This window comes from Curtobacterium sp. MCLR17_034, assembly GCF_003234485.1.
GTDB classification, from domain to species: Bacteria; Actinomycetota; Actinomycetes; order Actinomycetales; family Microbacteriaceae; genus Curtobacterium; species Curtobacterium flaccumfaciens.
Genome location: NZ_QKTH01000001.1, coordinates 460,617 through 479,838 on the forward strand (window position 1 = coordinate 460,617; position 19,222 = coordinate 479,838).

Annotated in this window: 20 protein-coding genes; 13 read left to right on the forward strand and 7 right to left on the reverse strand. The window is 71.0% G+C overall.

The window, feature by feature from the left end:
• Nucleotides 1-104 precede the first annotated feature (104 nt).
• Nucleotides 105-1,001 (forward strand): exonuclease domain-containing protein, encoded by an 897-nt coding sequence (locus DEI98_RS02230; protein WP_111099755.1) that lies wholly within the window; start codon nucleotides 105-107, stop codon nucleotides 999-1,001.
• 186 nt (nucleotides 1,002-1,187) lie between these two features.
• Here the strand turns inward: DEI98_RS02230 and DEI98_RS02235 are convergent, their stop codons facing one another.
• Complete coding sequence (locus tag DEI98_RS02235) at nucleotides 1,188-2,525, reverse strand: uracil-xanthine permease family protein (RefSeq protein WP_111099756.1); 1,338 nt, start codon at nucleotides 2,523-2,525, stop codon at nucleotides 1,188-1,190.
• Nucleotides 2,526-2,606: 81 nt separating this feature from the next.
• On the opposite strand from DEI98_RS02235, the gene DEI98_RS02240 reads away from it, so the two are divergent.
• Both DEI98_RS02240 and DEI98_RS02245 read left to right on the forward strand, forming a co-directional pair.
• Nucleotides 2,607-4,571 (forward strand): M13 family metallopeptidase, encoded by a 1,965-nt coding sequence (locus DEI98_RS02240; RefSeq protein WP_111099800.1) that lies wholly within the window; start codon nucleotides 2,607-2,609, stop codon nucleotides 4,569-4,571.
• Nucleotides 4,571-5,509, forward strand: a complete 939-nt coding sequence (locus DEI98_RS02245; protein ID WP_111099757.1) for a serine hydrolase — start codon at nucleotides 4,571-4,573, stop codon at nucleotides 5,507-5,509. Before DEI98_RS02240 ends, DEI98_RS02245 begins: the two co-directional genes overlap by 1 nt.
• A 41-nt stretch (nucleotides 5,510-5,550) precedes the next feature.
• Here DEI98_RS02245 and DEI98_RS02250 read toward each other — a convergent pair whose 3' ends face one another.
• The 4 genes from DEI98_RS02250 to DEI98_RS02265 form a co-directional block, all read right to left on the reverse strand.
• A complete protein-coding gene (locus DEI98_RS02250; protein ID WP_111099758.1) occupies nucleotides 5,551-6,888 on the reverse strand; it encodes a hypothetical protein in 1,338 nt (445 codons plus the stop codon).
• A gap of 59 nt (nucleotides 6,889-6,947) precedes the next feature.
• Nucleotides 6,948-7,367 carry a GNAT family N-acetyltransferase gene (locus DEI98_RS02255; protein ID WP_111099801.1) on the reverse strand — a complete coding sequence of 140 codons (420 nt, stop codon included), beginning with the start codon at nucleotides 7,365-7,367 and terminating at the stop codon, nucleotides 6,948-6,950.
• A 66-nt stretch (nucleotides 7,368-7,433) separates the two neighbouring features.
• Complete coding sequence (locus tag DEI98_RS02260) at nucleotides 7,434-8,282, reverse strand: hypothetical protein (RefSeq protein ID WP_111099759.1); 849 nt, start codon at nucleotides 8,280-8,282, stop codon at nucleotides 7,434-7,436.
• Between the two features lie 53 nt (nucleotides 8,283-8,335).
• Nucleotides 8,336-9,022, reverse strand: coding sequence for a DUF4232 domain-containing protein (locus tag DEI98_RS02265; RefSeq protein ID WP_111099760.1), 687 nt, complete (start codon nucleotides 9,020-9,022; stop codon nucleotides 8,336-8,338).
• Nucleotides 9,023-9,121: 99 nt separating this feature from the next.
• On the opposite strand from DEI98_RS02265, the gene DEI98_RS02270 reads away from it, so the two are divergent.
• Together DEI98_RS02270 and DEI98_RS02275 are read left to right on the forward strand one after the other, a co-directional pair.
• A complete protein-coding gene (locus DEI98_RS02270; RefSeq protein ID WP_071404469.1) occupies nucleotides 9,122-9,397 on the forward strand; it encodes a hypothetical protein in 276 nt (91 codons plus the stop codon).
• 69 nt (nucleotides 9,398-9,466) lie between these two features.
• Complete coding sequence (locus DEI98_RS02275; protein ID WP_220037049.1) at nucleotides 9,467-10,735, forward strand: Fic family protein; 1,269 nt, start codon at nucleotides 9,467-9,469, stop codon at nucleotides 10,733-10,735.
• Between the two features lie 3 nt (nucleotides 10,736-10,738).
• Here DEI98_RS02275 and DEI98_RS02280 read toward each other — a convergent pair whose 3' ends face one another.
• Complete coding sequence (locus DEI98_RS02280) at nucleotides 10,739-11,137, reverse strand: NUDIX domain-containing protein (RefSeq protein ID WP_110863604.1); 399 nt, start codon at nucleotides 11,135-11,137, stop codon at nucleotides 10,739-10,741.
• 35 nt (nucleotides 11,138-11,172) lie between these two features.
• Complete coding sequence (locus DEI98_RS02285; protein ID WP_110863603.1) at nucleotides 11,173-12,495, reverse strand: glutamyl-tRNA reductase; 1,323 nt, start codon at nucleotides 12,493-12,495, stop codon at nucleotides 11,173-11,175.
• A 38-nt stretch (nucleotides 12,496-12,533) separates the two neighbouring features.
• On the opposite strand from DEI98_RS02285, the gene hemE reads away from it, so the two are divergent.
• From hemE to hemC, 8 genes are all read left to right on the forward strand, one after another.
• Entirely contained in the window at nucleotides 12,534-13,670 is a 1,137-nt protein-coding gene (gene hemE / locus DEI98_RS02290) for a uroporphyrinogen decarboxylase (RefSeq protein WP_111099761.1), read from the forward strand.
• A complete protein-coding gene (locus DEI98_RS02295; RefSeq protein WP_220037050.1) occupies nucleotides 13,667-14,983 on the forward strand; it encodes an NAD(P)/FAD-dependent oxidoreductase in 1,317 nt (438 codons plus the stop codon). Before hemE ends, DEI98_RS02295 begins: the two co-directional genes overlap by 4 nt.
• A gap of 100 nt (nucleotides 14,984-15,083) precedes the next feature.
• Complete coding sequence (locus tag DEI98_RS02300; RefSeq protein WP_017887727.1) at nucleotides 15,084-15,338, forward strand: hypothetical protein; 255 nt, start codon at nucleotides 15,084-15,086, stop codon at nucleotides 15,336-15,338.
• Nucleotides 15,335-15,793 (forward strand): phage holin family protein, encoded by a 459-nt coding sequence (locus DEI98_RS02305; protein WP_111099762.1) that lies wholly within the window; start codon nucleotides 15,335-15,337, stop codon nucleotides 15,791-15,793. Before DEI98_RS02300 ends, DEI98_RS02305 begins: the two co-directional genes overlap by 4 nt.
• A gap of 40 nt (nucleotides 15,794-15,833) precedes the next feature.
• The gene (locus DEI98_RS02310) at nucleotides 15,834-16,064 is read left to right on the forward strand and encodes a DUF3618 domain-containing protein (RefSeq protein ID WP_071404475.1); all 231 of its coding nucleotides are present in this window, start codon (nucleotides 15,834-15,836) and stop codon (nucleotides 16,062-16,064) included.
• 68 nt (nucleotides 16,065-16,132) lie between these two features.
• Entirely contained in the window at nucleotides 16,133-16,900 is a 768-nt protein-coding gene (gene hemQ, locus DEI98_RS02315; RefSeq protein ID WP_181422600.1) for a hydrogen peroxide-dependent heme synthase, read from the forward strand.
• Nucleotides 16,897-18,129, forward strand: coding sequence for a ferrochelatase (locus DEI98_RS02320; protein WP_111099763.1), 1,233 nt, complete (start codon nucleotides 16,897-16,899; stop codon nucleotides 18,127-18,129). The genes hemQ and DEI98_RS02320 overlap by 4 nt, the downstream gene beginning before the upstream one ends.
• Nucleotides 18,126-19,178, forward strand: coding sequence for a hydroxymethylbilane synthase (gene hemC, locus DEI98_RS02325; RefSeq protein ID WP_258370712.1), 1,053 nt, complete (start codon nucleotides 18,126-18,128; stop codon nucleotides 19,176-19,178). The genes DEI98_RS02320 and hemC overlap by 4 nt, the downstream gene beginning before the upstream one ends.
• Nucleotides 19,179-19,222 lie beyond the last annotated feature (44 nt).

Below are 19,222 nucleotides of genomic sequence, written 5' to 3' on the forward strand. Positions count from 1 at the left end.
CTCTGCACTCGCTCGACTGTCGGTGACACTCGAGCGATGACCGGACACTCCAGTCGAGGGGCAGATCAAACGAAGAACGAGCCGTTCTCACCTAGGCTGCCGGCATGACGCTGAGCTTCGTCGCCCTCGACTTCGAAACGGCCAACTTCGACCGCGCATCGGTTTGTGCCGTTGGCCTCACCACGGCCATCGACGGGGTTGTCCAGGCCACGACGTCCTGGTACGTCGAACCGCCCACCGGGCTGGACTTCACCAACACGTACCTCCACGGCATCGGGCCGGACGACGTCGACGGCGCCCCGACGTGGTCCGAGACCCTTGAGCGGCTGCGCACTGTGACGAACGGGCTTCCCGTGGTCGCCTACAGTCCCTTCGACAAGGGCGTATACAACGCGGCCAACGCGCTCACAGGAGCACCCGACCCGCAACTGAACTTCCTCGATGCGCTCGCCGTGGTCCGGCACCACTGCAAACTGCCCAGTCACCGTCTGCCGCTGGTCGTCGAACACTTTGCGCTACCTGACTTCCATCACCACGAAGCCGGCGCTGACTCGCTCGCCTGCGCGCTCATCATCCTGCGCATCGCCGAGGAGCAACAGATCGACAGCGTCGACGAACTCTGGGCTGCCGTTCCAACCCGGTCGAAGGGCACCAAGCGAGCTGGCCGTGTGTACCAGCGCAAGGCCGACCTTCCTCAACCGGCCGCCGAGGCTGACCCGGCTCATCCCCTGTTCGGAGAGGTCGTGTGCTTCTCTGGCGACCTCGACAGTTACACCCGCGCCGAGGTGCAGACGCTCGTCGCTTCGTTCGGAGCGGTCGTCTCGGGCAACGTGACCAAGAAGACCACGCTGGTAGTGATGGGTGGCTTCGACCCCGCAACGCTCCGCCCCGGAACGACCCTCAGTGGGAAGGTCCAACGAGCAAAGGACCTCGCCGCCACGGGGCAGATCATCGAGATCGTCACGGAGCAGACGTTCCTCGAGATCGTCGCCGTCGCGTAGGCCGAGTTCCGGCGAGCTCCGGGGGCATGGGATCGAGCGGGCTCCCGGTCCGGGCGCGCAGAACGCGATCTCCGTCCGCGGCTGACCCCGTGAGGTACTGGAGGCCCGTGGCGGCGCCGCCACGGGCCTCCAGTCCGGTGGTCCCACGTCGTCGGGCCGGACGCGCGTTCCGGCCGACCACTCGCGTCAGTCGGCGCGCGGTTCCGCGGGGACGGCGCCGGTGGCGGCGTGTGCGGGGTCGGCGACCTCGGTCGAGGGCTCGTCGGTGCCGCGGGCCCGGCCGATGATGTCCATCACGTGGTAGACGACGATCGCGGCGATGGTGCCGACGATGATGCCGCCGAAGCTCGCCTGGCCGAAGCGGAACGTGAAGTCCGCGATGCCGATGATCAGGGCGATGCCAGCGGTCAGCTGGTTCTTCGGCTTCGAGAAGTCGACGCGGTTCTCGACCCAGATCCGGATGCCGATGACGCCGATCAGGCCGTAGAGGGCGGTGGTGGCACCGCCGAGCACGCCGGCGGGCACCGAGGAGATGACGGCGCCGATCTTCGGCGACAGGCCCAGCAGGACGGCCGCGATCGCGGCGACCCAGTAGGCGGCGGTGGAGAAGACGCGGGTGGCTGCCATGACGCCGATGTTCTCGCCGTAGGTGGTGGTGGCGGAGCCGCCGCCGACGCCCGCCAGGACGGTCGAGACGCCGTCGGCGAAGAGCGCACGACCGGTGAGCGGCGTCAGGTCACGGCCGGTCAGCTGCCCGACGCCCTTCACGTGGCCGACGTTCTCGGCGACCAGTGCCAGGACGACCGGCACGAACGCCAGGTAGATCGCGAGCTGCGACGGGTCGAACGCGGGAGCGGTGAACTCCGGCAGGCCGATCCACTTCGCCTCGCCGACCTTCGAGAAGTCGACCTGGCCGCCGATGAGCGCCGCGACGTAGCCGACGAACACACCGATGACGATCGACAGGCGGCCGATCAGGCCCTTGAACAGGACGGTGACAAGGATGATCGCCGCCAGGGTGATGAGCGCGATGACCGGGGCCGCCGTGAAGTTGTCGCGGGCTGCCGGGGCCAGGTTGAAGCCGATCAGGGCGACGATCGCGCCGGAGACCACCGGGGGCATCAGCCGGTCGATCCACCCGGCGCCGGCCAGGTGCACGACGAGCCCGACGATCGCCAGTAGCACGCCGACGACGATGATGCCGGACAGGGCGAGCGGGATGCCGCCGATCTTGGTCGCCGCACCGATCGGGGCGATGAACGCGAACGACGAGCCGAGGTAGCTCGGCAGGCGGTTGCCCGTGATGAGCAGGAACAGGATCGTGCCGATGCCGCTGAACAGCAGCGTCGTGGACGGCGGGAACCCGGTCAGCAGCGGCACCAGGAACGTGGCGCCGAACATCGCGACGACGTGCTGCACCCCGAGGCCGATCGTCCGGGGCCAGGTGAGCCGTTCGTCGGGTGCCACGATCGTCGTCGCGGAGACGGTCTTGCCGTCGCCGTGCAGCTTCCACGGAAGTCCCATGCGATGACCGTACCGGCAGCCGTGTGCCGGTGACGACCCGGATCGACCTGCCCCATGGGGTCGGTGGCTATCGTGGACCGCATGACCGACGTCGCACGTGCCTCCGGCATCCACACTGACGAACTCGACCCCGCGGTGCGCCCCCAGGACGACCTGTACCGCCACGTGAACGGGACCTGGATCGAGGCGACGCCGATCCCCGACGACAAGGCCCGGTACGGCTCCTTCACGGTGCTGGCCGAAGCCGCCGAGATCGCCGTGCGCGACATCATCGAGCGCTCGCAGCAGGCCGCCCCCGGCACCGAGGAGCGCAAGGTCGGTGACCTCTTCACCTCGTTCACCGACGAAGCGCGGCTCGAGGAGCTCGGCACCGCACCGATCGAGCACCTGCTCGCCGAGATCACCGAGATCCAGTCCACGCGAGAGGTCATCGCCGCCGTCGGCCGCTTCGAGCGCCTCGGCCTGCCGAGCTTCCTGCAGCTCTTCGTCGACAACGACCCGGGCGACCCCGAGTCCTACGTCGTGTTCCTGGAGCAGTCCGGCCTCGGGCTGCCCGACGAGTCGTACTACCGCGAAGAGCGCTTCGCCGACATCCGCGAGAAGTACCGCGAGTTCGTCGCGGCGATGTTCCCGCTCGCCGGGTTCGACGACGGCGGCACCCGCACCGAGCACGTCCTCGCGCTCGAGACGGCGCTCGCCGCCCAGCACTGGGACAACGTCACCACGCGGGACAGCCAGAAGACCTACAACAAGCTGCCCTGGGCAGAGGTCGCCGCGCTCGCGAAGGGCGTCGACCTGCAGATCTGGTGGCAGGCCATCGAGGCCCCGGCCGGCGCCTTCGAGACCGTCGTGGTGCGCGAGCCCTCGTTCATCACCGGCCTGGCCGACCTGCTGAACGACCAGCCGCTCGAGGTCTGGAAGGACTGGCTCCGCTGGCAGGTCATCCGTGGCTCCGCCGCGTACCTGACGAGCGCGTTCTCGGCCACGAACTTCTCGTTCTACGGCACCGCACTGACCGGTGCGCCCAAGCAGCGCGAGCGCTGGAAGCGCGGCGTCTCGCTGGTCGAGGGCGCGATGGGCGAGGCCGTCGGCCGCATCTACGTGCAGGAGCACTTCGACGAGACCTCGAAGGCCAAGATGGACGACCTCGTCGCCAACCTGGTCGAGGCGTACCGGCAGAGCATCACGGGGCTCGAGTGGATGACCGACGAGACCCGTGCCCGTGCGCTCGACAAGCTCGACAAGTTCACGCCGAAGATCGGCTACCCGGTGAAGTGGCGCGACTACTCGGCGCTGCCCGTACTCGCCGACGACCTGGTCGCCAACGTCCGCGCCACCGCCTCGTTCCAGGTCGACCGGGAGCTCGGCAAGATCGGCAAGCCGATCGACCGCGACGAGTGGTTCATGACCCCGCAGACGATCAACGCCTACTACAACCCCGGCTTCAACGAGATCGTGTTCCCGGCCGCGATCCTGCAGTTCCCGTTCTTCGACGCAGACCGCGACGCCGCCGCGAACTACGGCGCGATCGGTGCCGTCATCGGCCACGAGATCGGCCACGGCTTCGACGACCAGGGCTCGCAGTACGACGGCGACGGCAAGCTCGAGAACTGGTGGACCGAGGCCGACCGCGCGGCGTTCGAGGAGCGCACGAAGGCCCTCATCGCCCAGTACGACGCCCTGGTGCCGACCGAGGTGCCCGACAGCCACGTGAACGGTGCCCTGACGATCGGCGAGAACATCGGTGACCTCGGTGGCCTGTCGATCGCGTGGAAGGCGTACCTGCTGTCGCTCGACGGCCAGGAGCCCCCGGTCGTCGACGGCCTCACCGGTGCCGAGCGCTTCTTCCTGAGCTGGGCCCAGGCCTGGCGCATGGCGATCCGCCCGGAAGAGGCGGCTCGACTGCTGAGCATCGACCCGCACTCGCCCAACGAGTTCCGCTGCAACCAGGTCGTGCGGAACATCGACGTCTGGTACGACACCTTCGGCGTGACCGAGCAGGACGCGATGTACCTCGACCCCGCCGAGCGCGTCGCGATCTGGTGATGACGGAGCCGGACGCGGCCCGGTCGTCGCGCCGCCGACGACCGGACGACCGCCCAGCGGGTGGCGGCCGCGGTCGTGGGCGGCACAGCGGCCGGTCCGACGACCGCTTCACCGCCACCACCGAGGCCCTCGGCGCCCTCGCGCTCGAGGGCGCCGGGGTCAGCGCCTCGGTGATCGACACCTCCAGCGGCAAGGCCCTGCTCGCGATCGACGACACCCTGGTGCAGCCGGTCGCGAGCCTGGGCCGCGTCCTGCTGCTCATCGAGGTCGCCGCCCAGCTCGAGGACGGCCGCCTGCACGGTGACCGCCTGCAGCGCATGGCCCGCGACACCGCGACCGGTGCCGGCTTGTGGCAGTTCCTGCAGGAGCCGACCATGCAGGTGCCCGACCTGGCGACCCTGGTCGGAGCAACCGCCGACGCCTGGGCCATGAACGCACTGCTGTCGACCGTCGGCATCGACGCCGTCCGGGAGCGTGCGGAGTCCCTGGGCATCGAGCGCACGGCGTTGATCGACCGCGTGCGGGACCGCCGCGGCCCGGACGACGCACCCGACGCCTCCGTCGCACCGACCGGGGAGCTGTCGTGGGTGATGCGCGGACTGGCGCTCGGCGAGGTCGTCGACGAGGCGGTGTCGAACCGGGTGCTCGGCTGGTTGTCCCTGGCGAGTGACCTGAACCTGGTCGCCGGGTCCTTCGGGCTCGACCCCCTGGCACACCGGGCGCTCGACCACGGGTTGCAGGTCGTCGCGGTCACCGGGTCGAGCACCGGTGTGCGGGCCGAAGCGGGGATCCTGCGGGGGCCCGGGTCGTCGGTCAGCTACGCCGTGACCGTCACGTTCGACGACGCTTCGTTGCAGCGGCGGTTGGCCGCGGTCGAGGCGCTGCGGACCATGGGGACCGAGGTGCTCGAGGCGGTGCACGCGCCTGCGCGGCGCTGACGGCGCTTGGTGCTGTTCGTCGCGGGTGCGGCGTCACCGTGTCAGGACCGGGGGACGCAGACCGACTCGGCGCTCAGACTCAGCCCGTCGACGGTGCCGCGGATGCTCGCCGTGGCGGGGTCCGCCCCCGTCGACGATGACCAGTAGTCCCGCCCCATCGCCCGGCCGCTGACCTCGAGGCCCTCTGACGTCCACAGCGCGGTCACGGCGTCGAACGCCCCCTGCGCGTCGTCGACGATCTGGAACACGGGCACGATGCTGAACGCCGTCGCGCGGGTGCCGGTCGCATCGGGTGACCAGGTCGATCCGGGCGGCGCGCACTGTTCGGTGCCCGTGGTCACGGTCGCCCGGACCCCGGCAGCGTCGGCGGAGCGCTCGAGGAACGCCCGGAGCGTCGCTGCGTGGTCGCTGACGTCGGCGGGCACCCACGGGGTCGGCGACGGTCCCGACGTCGGGGTGCCCGGGGCAGTGGCGTCCTGCGGCTTCTCGGCGTCGAGGGGGAGTCCCATCCAGCCACTCGTCCCGTCGAGGCCGACGGAGAACGCGGTGCGCGGAGCGCGGTGTGCATCGGCGGCTTCGTCCTTCGTCCGGACGAGGACGTCGGCGACGGCGCCGAGTCGTTCGCCGTCGATCGACAGGTACGGGCGTTCGGCCTCGGCGGCCGTGTCGGTGGCAGCCTGCGCCGCGTCGGCCGAGGCTTGCGCAGCGTCGGCGTAGGTCGTGCCCGGTGAGTAGTACAGGCCCTCGACGTCGTGGTCACCGTCGCGGTCGAACCCGTCGATCGTGCGGAGGAGTGCTCGCCCGGGGTGCGTCGCCGTGATCCCCACCGAAACGTCAGCACGGTCCAGCGAGGCCGGGTGGTCCCCGACGATCGGACGGGCCTGCGCGACGGCGTCGGTGAAGCTGACGCCCGGCACGAGCCAGATCGTGGAACGTGACGGGGTCGCCCACAGCCGGTGCACGAAGGGCTCCGCGCGCAGCCGTCCGGCCAAGTCGACGACGTCGGGGTCCATCGGGTCGACTGCGACCGGCGCCGACGCCCGGCCGCGGGGCACGTCCACGGTCACCGACAGCGTCGTGCCGGTGACACCCCGCGCTGCCGTGTTCCGGATCCGTTCGGCGACCGCGAGGTCCGTCGTGTCGGCCTGCACCTCGAGCGAGGTGATCCAGTTCTGCGGGTCGTCCTTCGCGTCGACCTGACGGATCTCGCCCTCGGCCGTGTCGACCCCGGGCAGCCGCTCGACCCGGGTGATGAGCTTCGCGAGCGCCGGTTCCGACCCGGCCGGCGGTTGTGGCGACGTGCACGCGGCGAGGGTGAGCGCGACGCCGAGCGCGGTCGCGAGGGCTGCCGCTGAACGTGTCCGTGCGCGAGCCCACATTCGTCCGAGTCTAGGAACGGCGCCGTGCAGGTGGAATCGGTCGCGGGACCCATCCGTGCTCAGCGCAGGAGCACGAAGGAGCGCAGCGGCCGCGGGTCGACGTCGTGGGCCTCCACGAAGCCACGCGACTCGTAGAACGCCCGCTGCCCCGGCTCCGCGTCAGTGAGCAGGACCGTCTGGCGAATGCCGGCGTACCGCTGCAGGACGGCGTCGAGCAGCGCACCACCGATGCCGGACCGGTGCGCGGACGGCAGGACGAGGACGTCCTGCACGTACACGATCGTCACCCCGTCGGAGACCGTGCGGAGCAGGCCGAGCAGGTGGCCGTCGTCGTCGCGGGCCGTCAGCACGGTGTGGGAGCCGGCGATCGCCGCGGTGAGGGCTGCGGGGTCCTGCGTGTACGCGGTCCACCCGACGGCGTCGTACAGCGCCACCAGTTCGTCGGTGCCCGGTCGTTCGTCGCTGATCGTGGTGGTCACCGTGCCCATCGTGCCCGAGCCGGGGCGTGATGATGCGTCGTAGCTCACAAGGCGCCTCGTTCGACGTTAGTCTTCGCGCGGCCGGACGGTGCGAGCTCCCCGCGCGACCTTGAACGCGAACCGCACGCTCGACGCACCCCATCGTCGATCCCGGGCCGGGATCATCAGCGCTCCCGTAAGGGCTGCGACCACGTCTGCCGCGCGCGCGTCCGCAAGCCGGGCGTCGGACTGAACGAGGGCACTGATCCGCTCGCTCACCAGATCCGCCGCGACGTTGTCGGCGTCCGACTGTTTTCCGTACGCGCCGATGAGCAACGCCGCGGCGATGAGCGGCGCGAGCAGTGGTTGCCAGATCGGTGTGAGAGTCACCAGCAGGAAGTCCCGCATGATGACCTCCGCGATGAAGTGGTCATTGACGTCACGTCGCTGTCTGGACTGTTTGTACGCGACGAGCAGCGCACCGGCGGCCGGCACGGCGGCAAGTAATGCAGCAACGAGGACCGGCCGGAGACTGGAATGCGCCTGGACGGCCACGAGCAACGCCAGCGTGCACGTGATCACCAGACCTGAGCTCTGCTGCATCCGGACGAGGGTGGTTGCGCTGACCGCCGCCACGATGGGAAGGATCGACACAAGCCACTGATGGTCGGGTTGGGTGAGCCAAGCAGGCGTCTGAGCGAGCCAATGGGGTGCGCCGAGGCCGACGGACCGGATCAACGTGACCAGCCAGCCGATCGGCCCCTGGGTTGCGGGTATCGCAACGCCATCCACGTAGGTGCTGCCCTTCACCCAGAACCACGTGCTCGCGTAGCCGATGACGATCCACTGGAGGATCTTGTCCCAGCGCACGCCGAACAGGTTGGACAACGTCTTGAACGCGTCGTTCTGCTCGTTGATGTCTGCCGCTGACGACATGGCGTGCCCCCGAGGTGAAGCTGGTCGAACTGGATGATCGCGTCGCGCGACGCCTACGAGGTCGCCTGCCCCTCGGGCACGAACGCCTGCACCGACAGCAGTGGCGCATCGGTCGACGCACATGCCTGGGGGTCGGTGTCCTTCACGAACAGGGACTGCTTCGACCCGGGCGGGTACACCCGGAAGCCGTCGGGGGTCTGCGGCGAGCAGTCGCCCGCCGAGTAGTTCTCGGCACGGACGATCTTGAGCGGCGCCACGGCGGTCTTCCCGGGCGCCAGCGTCACGGTGGGGTGCGGCGAGCTCTTCTCCGCGACGGCCGCCGCTCCGATCTGCTTGCCGTTCCCGCCCCCGACGAACGAGACGCCGGGCCACCCCTGCACGGTGCAGGTCGTCGACCCGGTGTTCTCGAGCACCAGGTGCACGATGACGCTGCCGGCGGCACCACCGCTGCCGGCCTCGATGCGTCCGGCGAGCGACGACACCGCGCACCGGTCGCCGGACGCCCCGCCGGTGGCACCGGATCCGGCGGACGACCCAGAACCGGAACCGGACGACGGTGCCGCCGAGGCGGACTCCTCGGACGACTGCGGCGTGGACGCCGACGCGGACGGCGACGGCGCGGGCGCGGTGACGGTCTCGGTGGCGGCGGGCTGCCCGTCCGAGGCGCACCCCGCCAGGGTCCCGACGGCGACGAGCCCGGTCACGACGAGCAGGAACTTCGATCGGCTGCTGCGTTGCATGGTGCACAGGCAACCACCGAACGCCGCATCCGGTTCGGTCGGCGTCCAGGGACCACGGGCACACTCCGAGGCAAGCAACCCGAGCAGCGGAGGTCGGACATGACGGGCAAGCACGAACAGGCACGAGGCGACGAGGGTCGCGCGGACGGGGTCGAACCCCGCGCCGGAGCCTTCACGGACAGCGAGATCCCGGGCGAGGAGCACGTCGAGTCGACGGAGCCCGTCGGCGAGTTCGTCTCGAGCGACATCCCCGGCGAGACGCGACCGACCGGAACCGGACCCGACGGCGAGTACGTCGACTCGGACATCCCCGGCGAGGCCGAGCCGGCCCAGAACGGCGAGGTCGGGGAGTACACCGACACCGACAAGGCCTGACGAACCCGAGTGGAACGCACCCCATGATCAAGGATAGGCAGTCATCCTTGATCATGGGATGATCCATGTATGGCTTCGTACGAGACGATCCGCCGCACGGGCGACCCGGCGGCCGCGACACGCGCCTTCCGGATGCCGATGGTCTTCGAGGCCTACGTGCCGGATCCGCTGCAGGGCCGAACGGTCGATCTCGGACCGACCGAACAAGCGGCCGTGCTCGAGGCCACCGCTGCGGTGACGGAAGCCGAGACGAGATCCACGCTGCTCGGCAGCGGAGACGCACTGGGCCGGATGCTCCTCCGAGCCGAAGCGGTCGGGTCGTCGATGATCGAGGGCCTCGAGGTCTCCCCGCGGAAGCTGCTCGAAGAAGAGGCGCGCGGACGGAGCCCGCTCGGGCAGTGGAGCACCGCAACCGAGGTCCTCGGCAACATCGACGCCATGACCTTCCTCACCGAGTCGGTCGGTCCGGGTTCCCCGGTGACCCTCGACCTGCTCCTCGAGGCGCACCGGCGGCTGATGGAGGCCTCGGCGACCCCCGAGGTCGGGGGCACGGTCCGAGCGGTGCAGAATTGGATCGGCGGACCGACGCCTGCCGCAGCGGCGTTCGTTCCGCCCGTGCCGGAGCGGGTGCCAGGGCTCCTCGACGACCTGCTGGAGTTCGTGAACTCGAGCACGCTGCCGACGATCGCCATCGCCGCCGTCGCACACGCGCAGTTCGAGACGATCCACCCGTTCGCCGACGGCAACGGTCGCATCGGACGCGCACTGATCCACGCTGTCCTGCGGTCACGGGGGCTGACCATCGAGTCGTCTCCACCGGTGTCCCTGGTCCTGGCGACCCGTGCTGTCGACTACGAAGCGGGGCTCCAGCGGTTCCGGTCCACCGATCCGCCGGCATCGGAGCCAGCGCAGCGGGCCGTCGGGCAGTTCGTCCGGCTCTTCGCCGAGGCGATGGCCGAGGTCGTGGACCGGATGACGCAGTTCGAGCACGAGCTCGTCCGGATCAAGGAGTCCTGGCGATCTGCGCTCGCCGGAGTCCGCTCTGACTCCGCTGCATGGTCGGCGCTCGAACTCGCGCCCCGCATGCCCGTGCTCACCGCGCAGACGTTCGCCGCCGCGACGGGCCGGAGTGAGCAGGCCGCGAACACGGCCTTGGGGGTCCTCGTTGCTCGTGGCGTCCTGACACAACGGTCGGCGGGACGGCGGAACCGTGTCTTCGAGGCAGACGCCGTGATCGGCGCGCTGGCACTGCTGGAACGCCGTCTCGCCTCTCCGGCTGGTGACACCGGCGTCGTGCCGCCGACCAGACACGTGCCGGCAGCTCCGCCCAGGGCCTGACGGTCAGTCGATCAGCTCCGCCGCCACCAGGCGGCGGAGCGTCTCCACGCCCGCAGGCGGGCAGCGATCCGCGTCGACGGAGGTGACCCACTCGACCTCGTCCACCTCGGCCGAGGCGACGGGCGTGGCGGAGTCCAGCGGGCCTCCCGGCCGGACCAGGAACAGCGTCATCGCGACCATGGTCCCCGGAGCCTGCCCGTGGGCGGGCTCGAGCACGACGCCGAACGGGTCGACGTCGTCGGCGGTGAGCCGCAGGCCGGTCTCCTCGTACGCCTCGCGCACCGCGGCTTCGACGTCGGTCTCGTGCGGCTCCGCCTTGCCGCCGGGCAGGTAGAGCACGTCGCGCGCCCGGGCGCGCACCATCAGGACACGTCGGTCACGCACCAGCAGCAGCGCACTCACGCGCAGCGTGGGTGGTTGCGAGCCTGTCTGGAGGCTCAGCTCGCGTCCGCCTGGTCGTCGCGATCCGAGGCGGTCGGGTCCAGTGCCGTGCGGTCGGCCAGCGGGACGACGGGCGACGGCAGCTCCGGCTCGGCCTCCGGCCGGACGCCGTACAGGGAGTCGATCGCCCCGACGAACTCCTCGCCGCGACCGGCGCGACCGAGCTCACGAGCGCGGACCGAGGGACGGTGCAGCAGGACGCCGACCAGGTGCCGGAGCGCCCGCTCGGTGTGCTCGACGGACTCGCCGTCGGCGTCCGCGCGGCGCTTGGCCCGCTCGATCTCGTCGTCGAGGATGTCGAACACGTGCTTGCGGAACGCCACGAGCGCCGGGGTCGTCGACTGCTCCATCGCCTGGGCGCGGAACCGGGACACAGCGTCGTCGACCATCGCACGGGCCTCGGACTCGGCGTTCAGCTCGGAGATCGGGGCATGGATGCTGATCGTCTCGAGGTCGAGCAGTTCGACGCCGTCGACGCCGGCGGCCGCGGGGTCGACGTTGCGGGGGAGCCCGAGGTCGATGACGATGCGGCGGACCCCGTCGTCGAGGTCGGCCGGTGCGACGACCGGGACCTCGCTCGAGGTGCAGGTGATCAGGACGTCGCTCTCGCCGATGGCCTGGCGCAGGTCACGGGCGGCGACGAGGTCGTGCTTGGCGGCGAACCAGGGCGCCCGGCCCGAGGGCGAGAAGACCTGGATGTTCGTCGCGCCGCGGTCACGCAGGGCGGCGATGGTGGTGGCCGCGTAGCTGCCGGTGCCGACGAGCAGCACGCGGGTGCGGGCCCAGTCGGTGACCCGTGACGAGGCGAGCTCGAGGCCGAGGCGCACGAGCGACCGGCCGGCGGCACCGATGCGGGTGCGGGTCTTGACGCCGCGCGAGGTGTGCGCGGCCTCTTGGAACAGGCGCTCGAGGTCCGAGGTGGTGGTGCCGTTCGACCGGGCGTCCTCGAGCGAGCGCCGGACCTGGCCGGAGATCTCGGTCTCGCCGACGACGACGGACTCGAGTCCGCTCGACACGGCGAACAGGTGCTGCACGACGTCCTTGCCGTCCAGCACGTTGACGGAGTCCAGGACCTCGGTGGCGTCCAGGTCGCTCGCGGCGGCCACGGCCTGCACGGTGGCGGAGACGGCGGAGTCGCTCTCGTCGCCCGCGATGTCGAGGTACGCCTCGAAGCGGTTGCAGGTCGCGAGGACCACTGCACCGTCCAGGACGCCGGCATCCGTGACGAGTCGGCTGGCTGCCGCGGGTGCACCGATGCTCAGTCGCTCCAGGAGATCGAAGCTGGCGTTGCGATGCGACGCCGTGAGACAGATGAGCACGTAGTCAATGGTAACGCGCTCGATGGGAGAATCATCCGGTGACCGAAGCGACGACCACATCCCTCCCCGACTCCCACCCCCTGGCATCAGGGCGGACGAGTGGTTCCCGCCTGGTGCGGGCCCTGCGGGGTGACCGTCCGGAGACGCTCCCGGTGTGGTTCATGCGGCAGGCCGGACGGTCCCTTCCGGAGTACCGGGAGCTTCGGATCGGCACAGCCATGCTCGACGCGTGCCTCGACCCGGAGATGGCGTCGGAGATCACCCTGCAGCCGGTCCGCAGGCACGGGGTCGACGCGGGCATCTTCTTCAGCGACATCGTCGTGCCGATCAAGCTCGCCGGTGTGGACGTCGAGATCGTCCCCGGTCGTGGCCCGGTGCTCTCGTCGCCGATCCGGACCCCCGCCGACGTCGACGCCCTCGAGCAGCTCGACCCCGTGGCCCTCGCCCCGATCGAGCAGGCCGTCCGACGCACGGTCGACCAGCTCGGCGACACCCCGCTGATCGGCTTCGCGGGGGCGCCGTTCACCCTCGCCGCCTACCTGGTCGAGGGTGGCCCGTCCAAGGACCACATCCGCGCCCGCACGCTCATGCACGCCGACCCCGAGACCTGGTCGCGGCTGCTCGCCTGGGCCGCCGAGGTGTCCGGGATGTTCCTCCGGGCACAGGTGCTCGCCGGGGCCTCGGCCGCGCAGCTCTTCGACTCGTGGGTCGGGTCGCTGTCCCGCGCCGACTACGTCCGGTCCGTCGCCCCGCACTCCGCCCAGGCGATGTCGCACGTCGCCGAGCTCGGGGTGCCGCGCATCCACTTCGGCGTCGGCAGCGGCGAGGTCCTGGCCGACATGACGACCTTCGGCACGGACACCGTGGGCGTCGACGCGGTCGGGGTCGACTGGCGCCTGCCGCTCGACCAGGCGGTCCAGCGCGTCGGCACCGGCGTCAGCGTGCAGGGCAACATCGACCCGGCGATGCTCTCGGCGCCGTGGGACGTCCTCGAAGCGCACGTCCGCGACGTCGTCCGTCGGGGTGGCGCCGCACGGGCCCACGTCGTGAACCTCGGCCACGGGGTCCCGCCCGAGACCGACCCGGACGTCCTGACCCGCGTGGTCGAGCTGGTCCACTCGCTCGGCGACGGCCGCGCGGACGACGGTGCAGCGCAGGACGGAGCCGGCGCGTGACCGACGTCGTCGTGGTCGGCGGCGGGATCGCCGGGCTCCTCACAGCCCGTGACCTCGCCAAGGGCGGCGCCCACGTGGTGCTCGTCGAGTCCTCGGGTGCGCTCGGCGGCATGATCCGTCGGCACACCGTCGGCGGGATCGACCTCGACATGGCGGCGGACTCCTTCGCCACCCGCACGGACGCCGTCGGCCGCCTGGCGATCGAGCTCGGGCTCGGCAACGACGTCGTCGCCCCCGACCCCCGCGGCGCCTGGCTGATGACCCGCGACGGCCGGACCTCCCCGATCCCGGCGACCGGACTCCTCGGCATCCCGAGCACCCCGATGGCCGCCGACGTGCTGGCCGTGGTCGGGCAGAAGGGCGGCCTGCGCGCCCAGATGGACTCGCTGCTGCCGGCACCGGTGGGCGCCAAGGCCTCCTCGCTCGGCGAACTCGTCCGCCGGCGCATGGGGGAGCGGGTGCTCGACGACCTCGTGGTGCCGATCGCCGGTGGCGTGCACTCCACCCACCCCGACCAGCTCGACCCAGACCGGGTGGCCCCGGGCCTGCGCGCCGCACTGCTCCGCGAGGGCTCGCTCGCCCGCGCCGTCCTGTCGCTGCGGGCACGCGCGGCCGCCGGCACCCCGGTGCAGGGGATCCGCGGTGGGACGGTGCGCCTGGTGGACGAGCTCGTCGCCGACATGGCGACCTACGGGGTGGACGTCCGGCTGCACGCCCGGGCGACCCGCATCGAGGCGCACGCGGTCGAGATCGTCGGCGCCGACGGCACGACCGAACGGCTGCCGGCCCAGCACACCCTGTCCTCCGTCGCCGACCCGGAGCGCACCGCCGCTCCCGACCGGACGGGCATCCAGCTCGTCACGCTCGTCGTCGACCAGCCGGAGCTCGACGCCGCCCCCCGTGGCACGGGGATGCTCGTGCACCCGGACGCGCAGGCCGTGTCGGCGAAGGCCCTCACGCACGCGACGGTGAAGTGGCCGTGGCTGGCCGACGTGGCGGACGGACGCCACGTCCTGCGGCTCAGCTACGCGACCACGGCGACGGACCCTGCGGGCGTCGCCACGAGCCTCCCGGTCGACCCGACCGACCCCGTCGGCAGCCGTGCCCTGCAGGACGCGTCCACGCTGCTCGGTGTGCCGATCACGGCCGACCGCGTCAGCGGAGCCGCACGCGTCGGTTGGTACGGACCAGACCTCACCGCGGCCGGGCTGGCCGAGGGCGTCGTCGGGATCGGCGAGGCCTCGACCGGACGCGGCCTGGCGGGGATCATCGCCGCCGCTCGGAAGGCAGCCGACGAGATCCTCGGTTCCTGAGCGGACCGCGCAGCCCCTGAGGGCTACTGTTGGTGAGACCGCCGGACGTATTCCGTTCGGTGCATGACCACCGCACAACCAATGCACGGAGGAATCGCACATGCGCGGAAAGCTCCTGTTCGTCGCCGGCGCCGCACTCGGGTACGTCCTGGGATCGCGAGCCGGACGGGCGCGGTACGAGCAGATCAAGACCGTCAGCGGCAAGGTCTGGAACAGCAACGGCGTCCAGAAGGGCGTGCACGTCGCCGAGGACTTCATCGCCGACAAGACCCCGGACGTCGCCGAGTTCATCGGTGAGACGACCAAGAAGGCCGTCCGCAAGGTCGGCCAGAAGAAGGACACCACCACCTCATGACCGACACTCGCGATCGCAAGTCGCGTTCGCTGTTCGGCCTGGTCGGTGACGTCCCGAAGCTCGTCAAGGGCCTGGTCAAGGGCGAGATCGACCTGCTCAAGGCCGAGATGCTCACGAAGGCGAAGATCTTCGGCCTCGCAGCCGGTCTGCTGGTCGGTGCGCTCGTCGTCGTGCTCTACGCGATCGGCGTCCTGCTGACCGCAGCCGTGATGGGCCTCGCGACCGTGATGCCGGCGTGGCTGGCCGCACTGGTGGTGGCCGTGGTGATGCTGATCATCGCCGCGATCCTCGGCCTGATCGGCTGGAAGCGCCTGAAGAAGGGCCTGCCGATCACGCCGAAGCGCACGATCGCCAGCGTCAAGGACGACATCAACGCGGTCAAGGGCCTCGGCAAGAAGCCGACCCCGCCGACGCAGTACGGCAGCCGCAAGCCGGACGTCGACGGCCGCTCCTGAGCGCCGACAGCCCGACAGCCGCACCACCGACGGAGGAACCGTGACCGACCCGCACGACGATCTCGCTGCTCGCGTCGCCGCGACCCGCGCCCAGCTGTTCGACACCCTCGACGCGATCGAGGACAAGCTCAACGTCCCGAAGCAGATCGGGATCGCGGCGTCGAAGTTCAAGCGCGGTCTCGACGAGAAGCCGGTGCCCTACCTGGCCGGTCTCGCAGCCGGCGTGGCGGTGGTCGGGGGTATCGTCGTGCTGGTGCTCCGACGGCGGTAGACCGCCCGAGCGCGGTCCACCGGATGCGGGGCGGCCAACACCCTGGCAACCGATAGGACAATGGATCCATGAGCTCCGACGCGCCCACGAACACCGGGCCCGTGCCCGCGCACGACCACCCCCACACGGAACCCGCCGAGACCGGTCAGCCGGACTCCGGGATCGACCCGAACCTGCTGACGGCCTACGCCCTCTGGGCAGTGTTCCGCCGGCCCCTCGGCCCGGTGCACCGCGTCGGCGACGACGCCGTGGCCGAACTCGACACCGTGATCGCCAGCGCCGCCGAGCGCGGGGTCACGATCCGTGGCTTCTACGACGTCTCGGCCTTCCGTGCCGACGCCGACGTCATGGTCTGGCTGCACGGCGACGACGCACAGGCGATCCAGGCCGTGCTGCGCGAGATCCGTCGCACCGGCCTGTTCCAGGACGCCGAGCCGGTCTGGCACGTCATGGCCATGCACCGCGAGGCCGAGTTCAACAAGCGGCACACCCCCGCGTTCCTGCGCGGCAAGGACCCCGAGGCGTGGATCACGGTGTACCCGTTCGTCCGCTCCTACGAGTGGTACCTGCTGCCGGAAGAGGAGCGCTCCAAGATGCTCCGCGACCACGGCGTCGCCGGCGCGAAGTACCGCCGCGTGCTCACGAACACCATCGCGACCTTCGCCCTGAGCGACTACGAGTGGATCCTGCCGCTCGAGAGCCCGGACCTCGTCGACCTGGTCGACCTGATGCGCGATCTCCGCTACACCGAAGCGCGCATGCACGTGCGCGAAGAGGTCCCCTTCTTCACGGGTCGTCGCGTGACGACCGCCGAACTCCCGGAGGTGCTGTCATGACCGACACCAGCATGATCACGAACGGCCAGGTCCTCGCCGCCACCCCCGCGGCGGCGTCCGGTCCCGAGCACGTCGAGACCCCGACCGCGTACGACGCGATCCTGCTCGCCGGCTTCGGTGGCCCCGAGGGACAGGACGACGTCATCCCCTTCCTGCGCAACGTCACCCGCGGCCGCGGGATCCCGGACGAGCGTCTGGAAGAGGTGGCGCACCACTACCGCCACTTCGGCGGCGTGAGCCCGATCAACGCGCAGAACCGAGCGCTCAAGGCCGCGCTCGAGGCCGAGCTGGCGTCGCGCGGCATCGACATGCCGGTCCTCTGGGGCAACCGCAACTGGGAGCCCTACCTCGAAGAAGCCTTCACCGAGGCGGCGGACAAGGGCTACACGAAGCTCGTCGCCATCGCCACGAGCGCGTACTCGTCGTTCTCGAGCTGCCGGCAGTACCGCGAGGACTACGCCCGCGTGCTCAACGAGACCGGTCTGATCGACACCATCCAGATCGACAAGGTCCGCCAGTTCTTCGACCACCCGGGCTTCGTCCGCCCGTTCGTCGACGGCGTCCGCGACGGCATGGCCCGCGCGATCGCCGAGAACGAGGGCCTGGACGTCGCGACCGAGCTGCAGGTGCTCTTCTCGACGCACTCCATCCCCTCGACCGACGCCGCCCGTTCGGGTCCCGACTACCGCGGGTTCGACGAGCACGGCGCGTACGAGGCGCAGCACCTGGCCGTCGGCGAGGTCGTCCTCGACCAGGCCTGGGCCGAGCTCCTCGAGCAGCCCGAGCACGCCCACCTGCAGGGCACGTCGAAGCCCGCCTGGAAGCTCGTCTACCAGTCGCGCTCCGGCCCCCCGACGCAGCCGTGGCTCGAGCCCGACATCAACGACTACATGAACGAGGACCTCAAGGGCGGCCCGACGCGTGCCGTGCTGATCGTCCCGCTCGGCTTCGTCAGCGACCACATGGAGGTCATGTGGGACCTCGACGAGGAAGCCACCGAGACCGCCGGTGAGCTCGGCTTCTGGTCGCTCCGCACGCAGACCCCCGGCATCGACCCGGCCTACGTGTCCGGTCTCGTCGACCTGGTGCTCGAGCGGGTCAACGGCACGCCCAAGGCCGAGCGCCCGCACATGACCGACATCGGCCCCTGGTACGACGTGTGCCGTCCGGGGTGCTGCGAGAACGTGCGAGCGGGGTTCAAGCCCGCCGCCGCGGGCGTCGCTCCGTGACCGACACGACCGTGAACGACCCCAGCGCCACAGGGCCCGACGGACCGACCCCGATCCGGCTCGGCACCCGTGCCAGCCGGCTCGCGGTCGCGCAGTCGCAGGACGTCGCCGACCGCCTGGCGAAGGCGGCCGGTCGGCCCGTCGAGCTCGTCACCGTCACGAGCGAGGGCGACACGAACCGTGCCTCCCTGGCGTCACTCGGCGGCACCGGTGTCTTCGCCAGCGCCCTGCGTGAAGCCCTGGTCGCCGGTGAGGTCGACGTCCTCGTGCACTCGCTCAAGGACCTGCCGACCGCGCCGTACCCGGGCCTGACGATCGGTGCCGTGCCGAAGCGTGCGGACGCTCGTGACGTCCTCGTCGCCCGGAACGGCGCCACCGTCGACACCCTGCCCGAGGGCGCGAAGGTCGGCACCGGTTCGCCCCGCCGTGCCGCGCAGCTCCGTGCGCAGCGCCCCGACCTCGACGTGATCGACATCCGCGGCAACATCGACACCCGCCTCGGCCGGGTGGACGACGACCTCGACGCCGTGGTGCTCGCCGCCGCCGGCCTCGGGCGCATCGACCGCCTGTCGGCCGCCACGGAACTGCTCGACCTCGGCTTCTGGCCGAGTGCTCCCGGACAGGGCGCGCTCGCGGTGGAGATCCGCTCGGACGAGACCGATCGTGGGCTGCTCGCCGCACTCCGCAAGATCGAGCACGCCCCCACGCGCCTGACGGTGACGGCCGAGCGCGAGGTCCTCGCCAAGCTCGAGGCCGGCTGCTCCGCCCCGATCGGTGCGACGGCCGTCGTGGACGCCGAGCTGCTGCTCGTGTCCGCTACCGTCTACCGCCCCGATGGCACCGAGTACCGCACCGCGTCGCACGCGGCCGTGCTCGACGGTTCGGCGCAGGAGCGTCTCGACGAAGCGCTCGCGGTCGGTGGCCGTGTGGCGACCGAGCTGCTCGAGAACGGCGCCGCCGACCTTGCCGACCTGGCGACCACCGTCGCCGAGGACACCACGGACGGGCCGTACACCGCGGGCCCCGGCCTCGCGACGCCGGCCGAGTAGGCGGTCACCACGGAACCCTCCACCACCGCGACGGACGAGGCGCG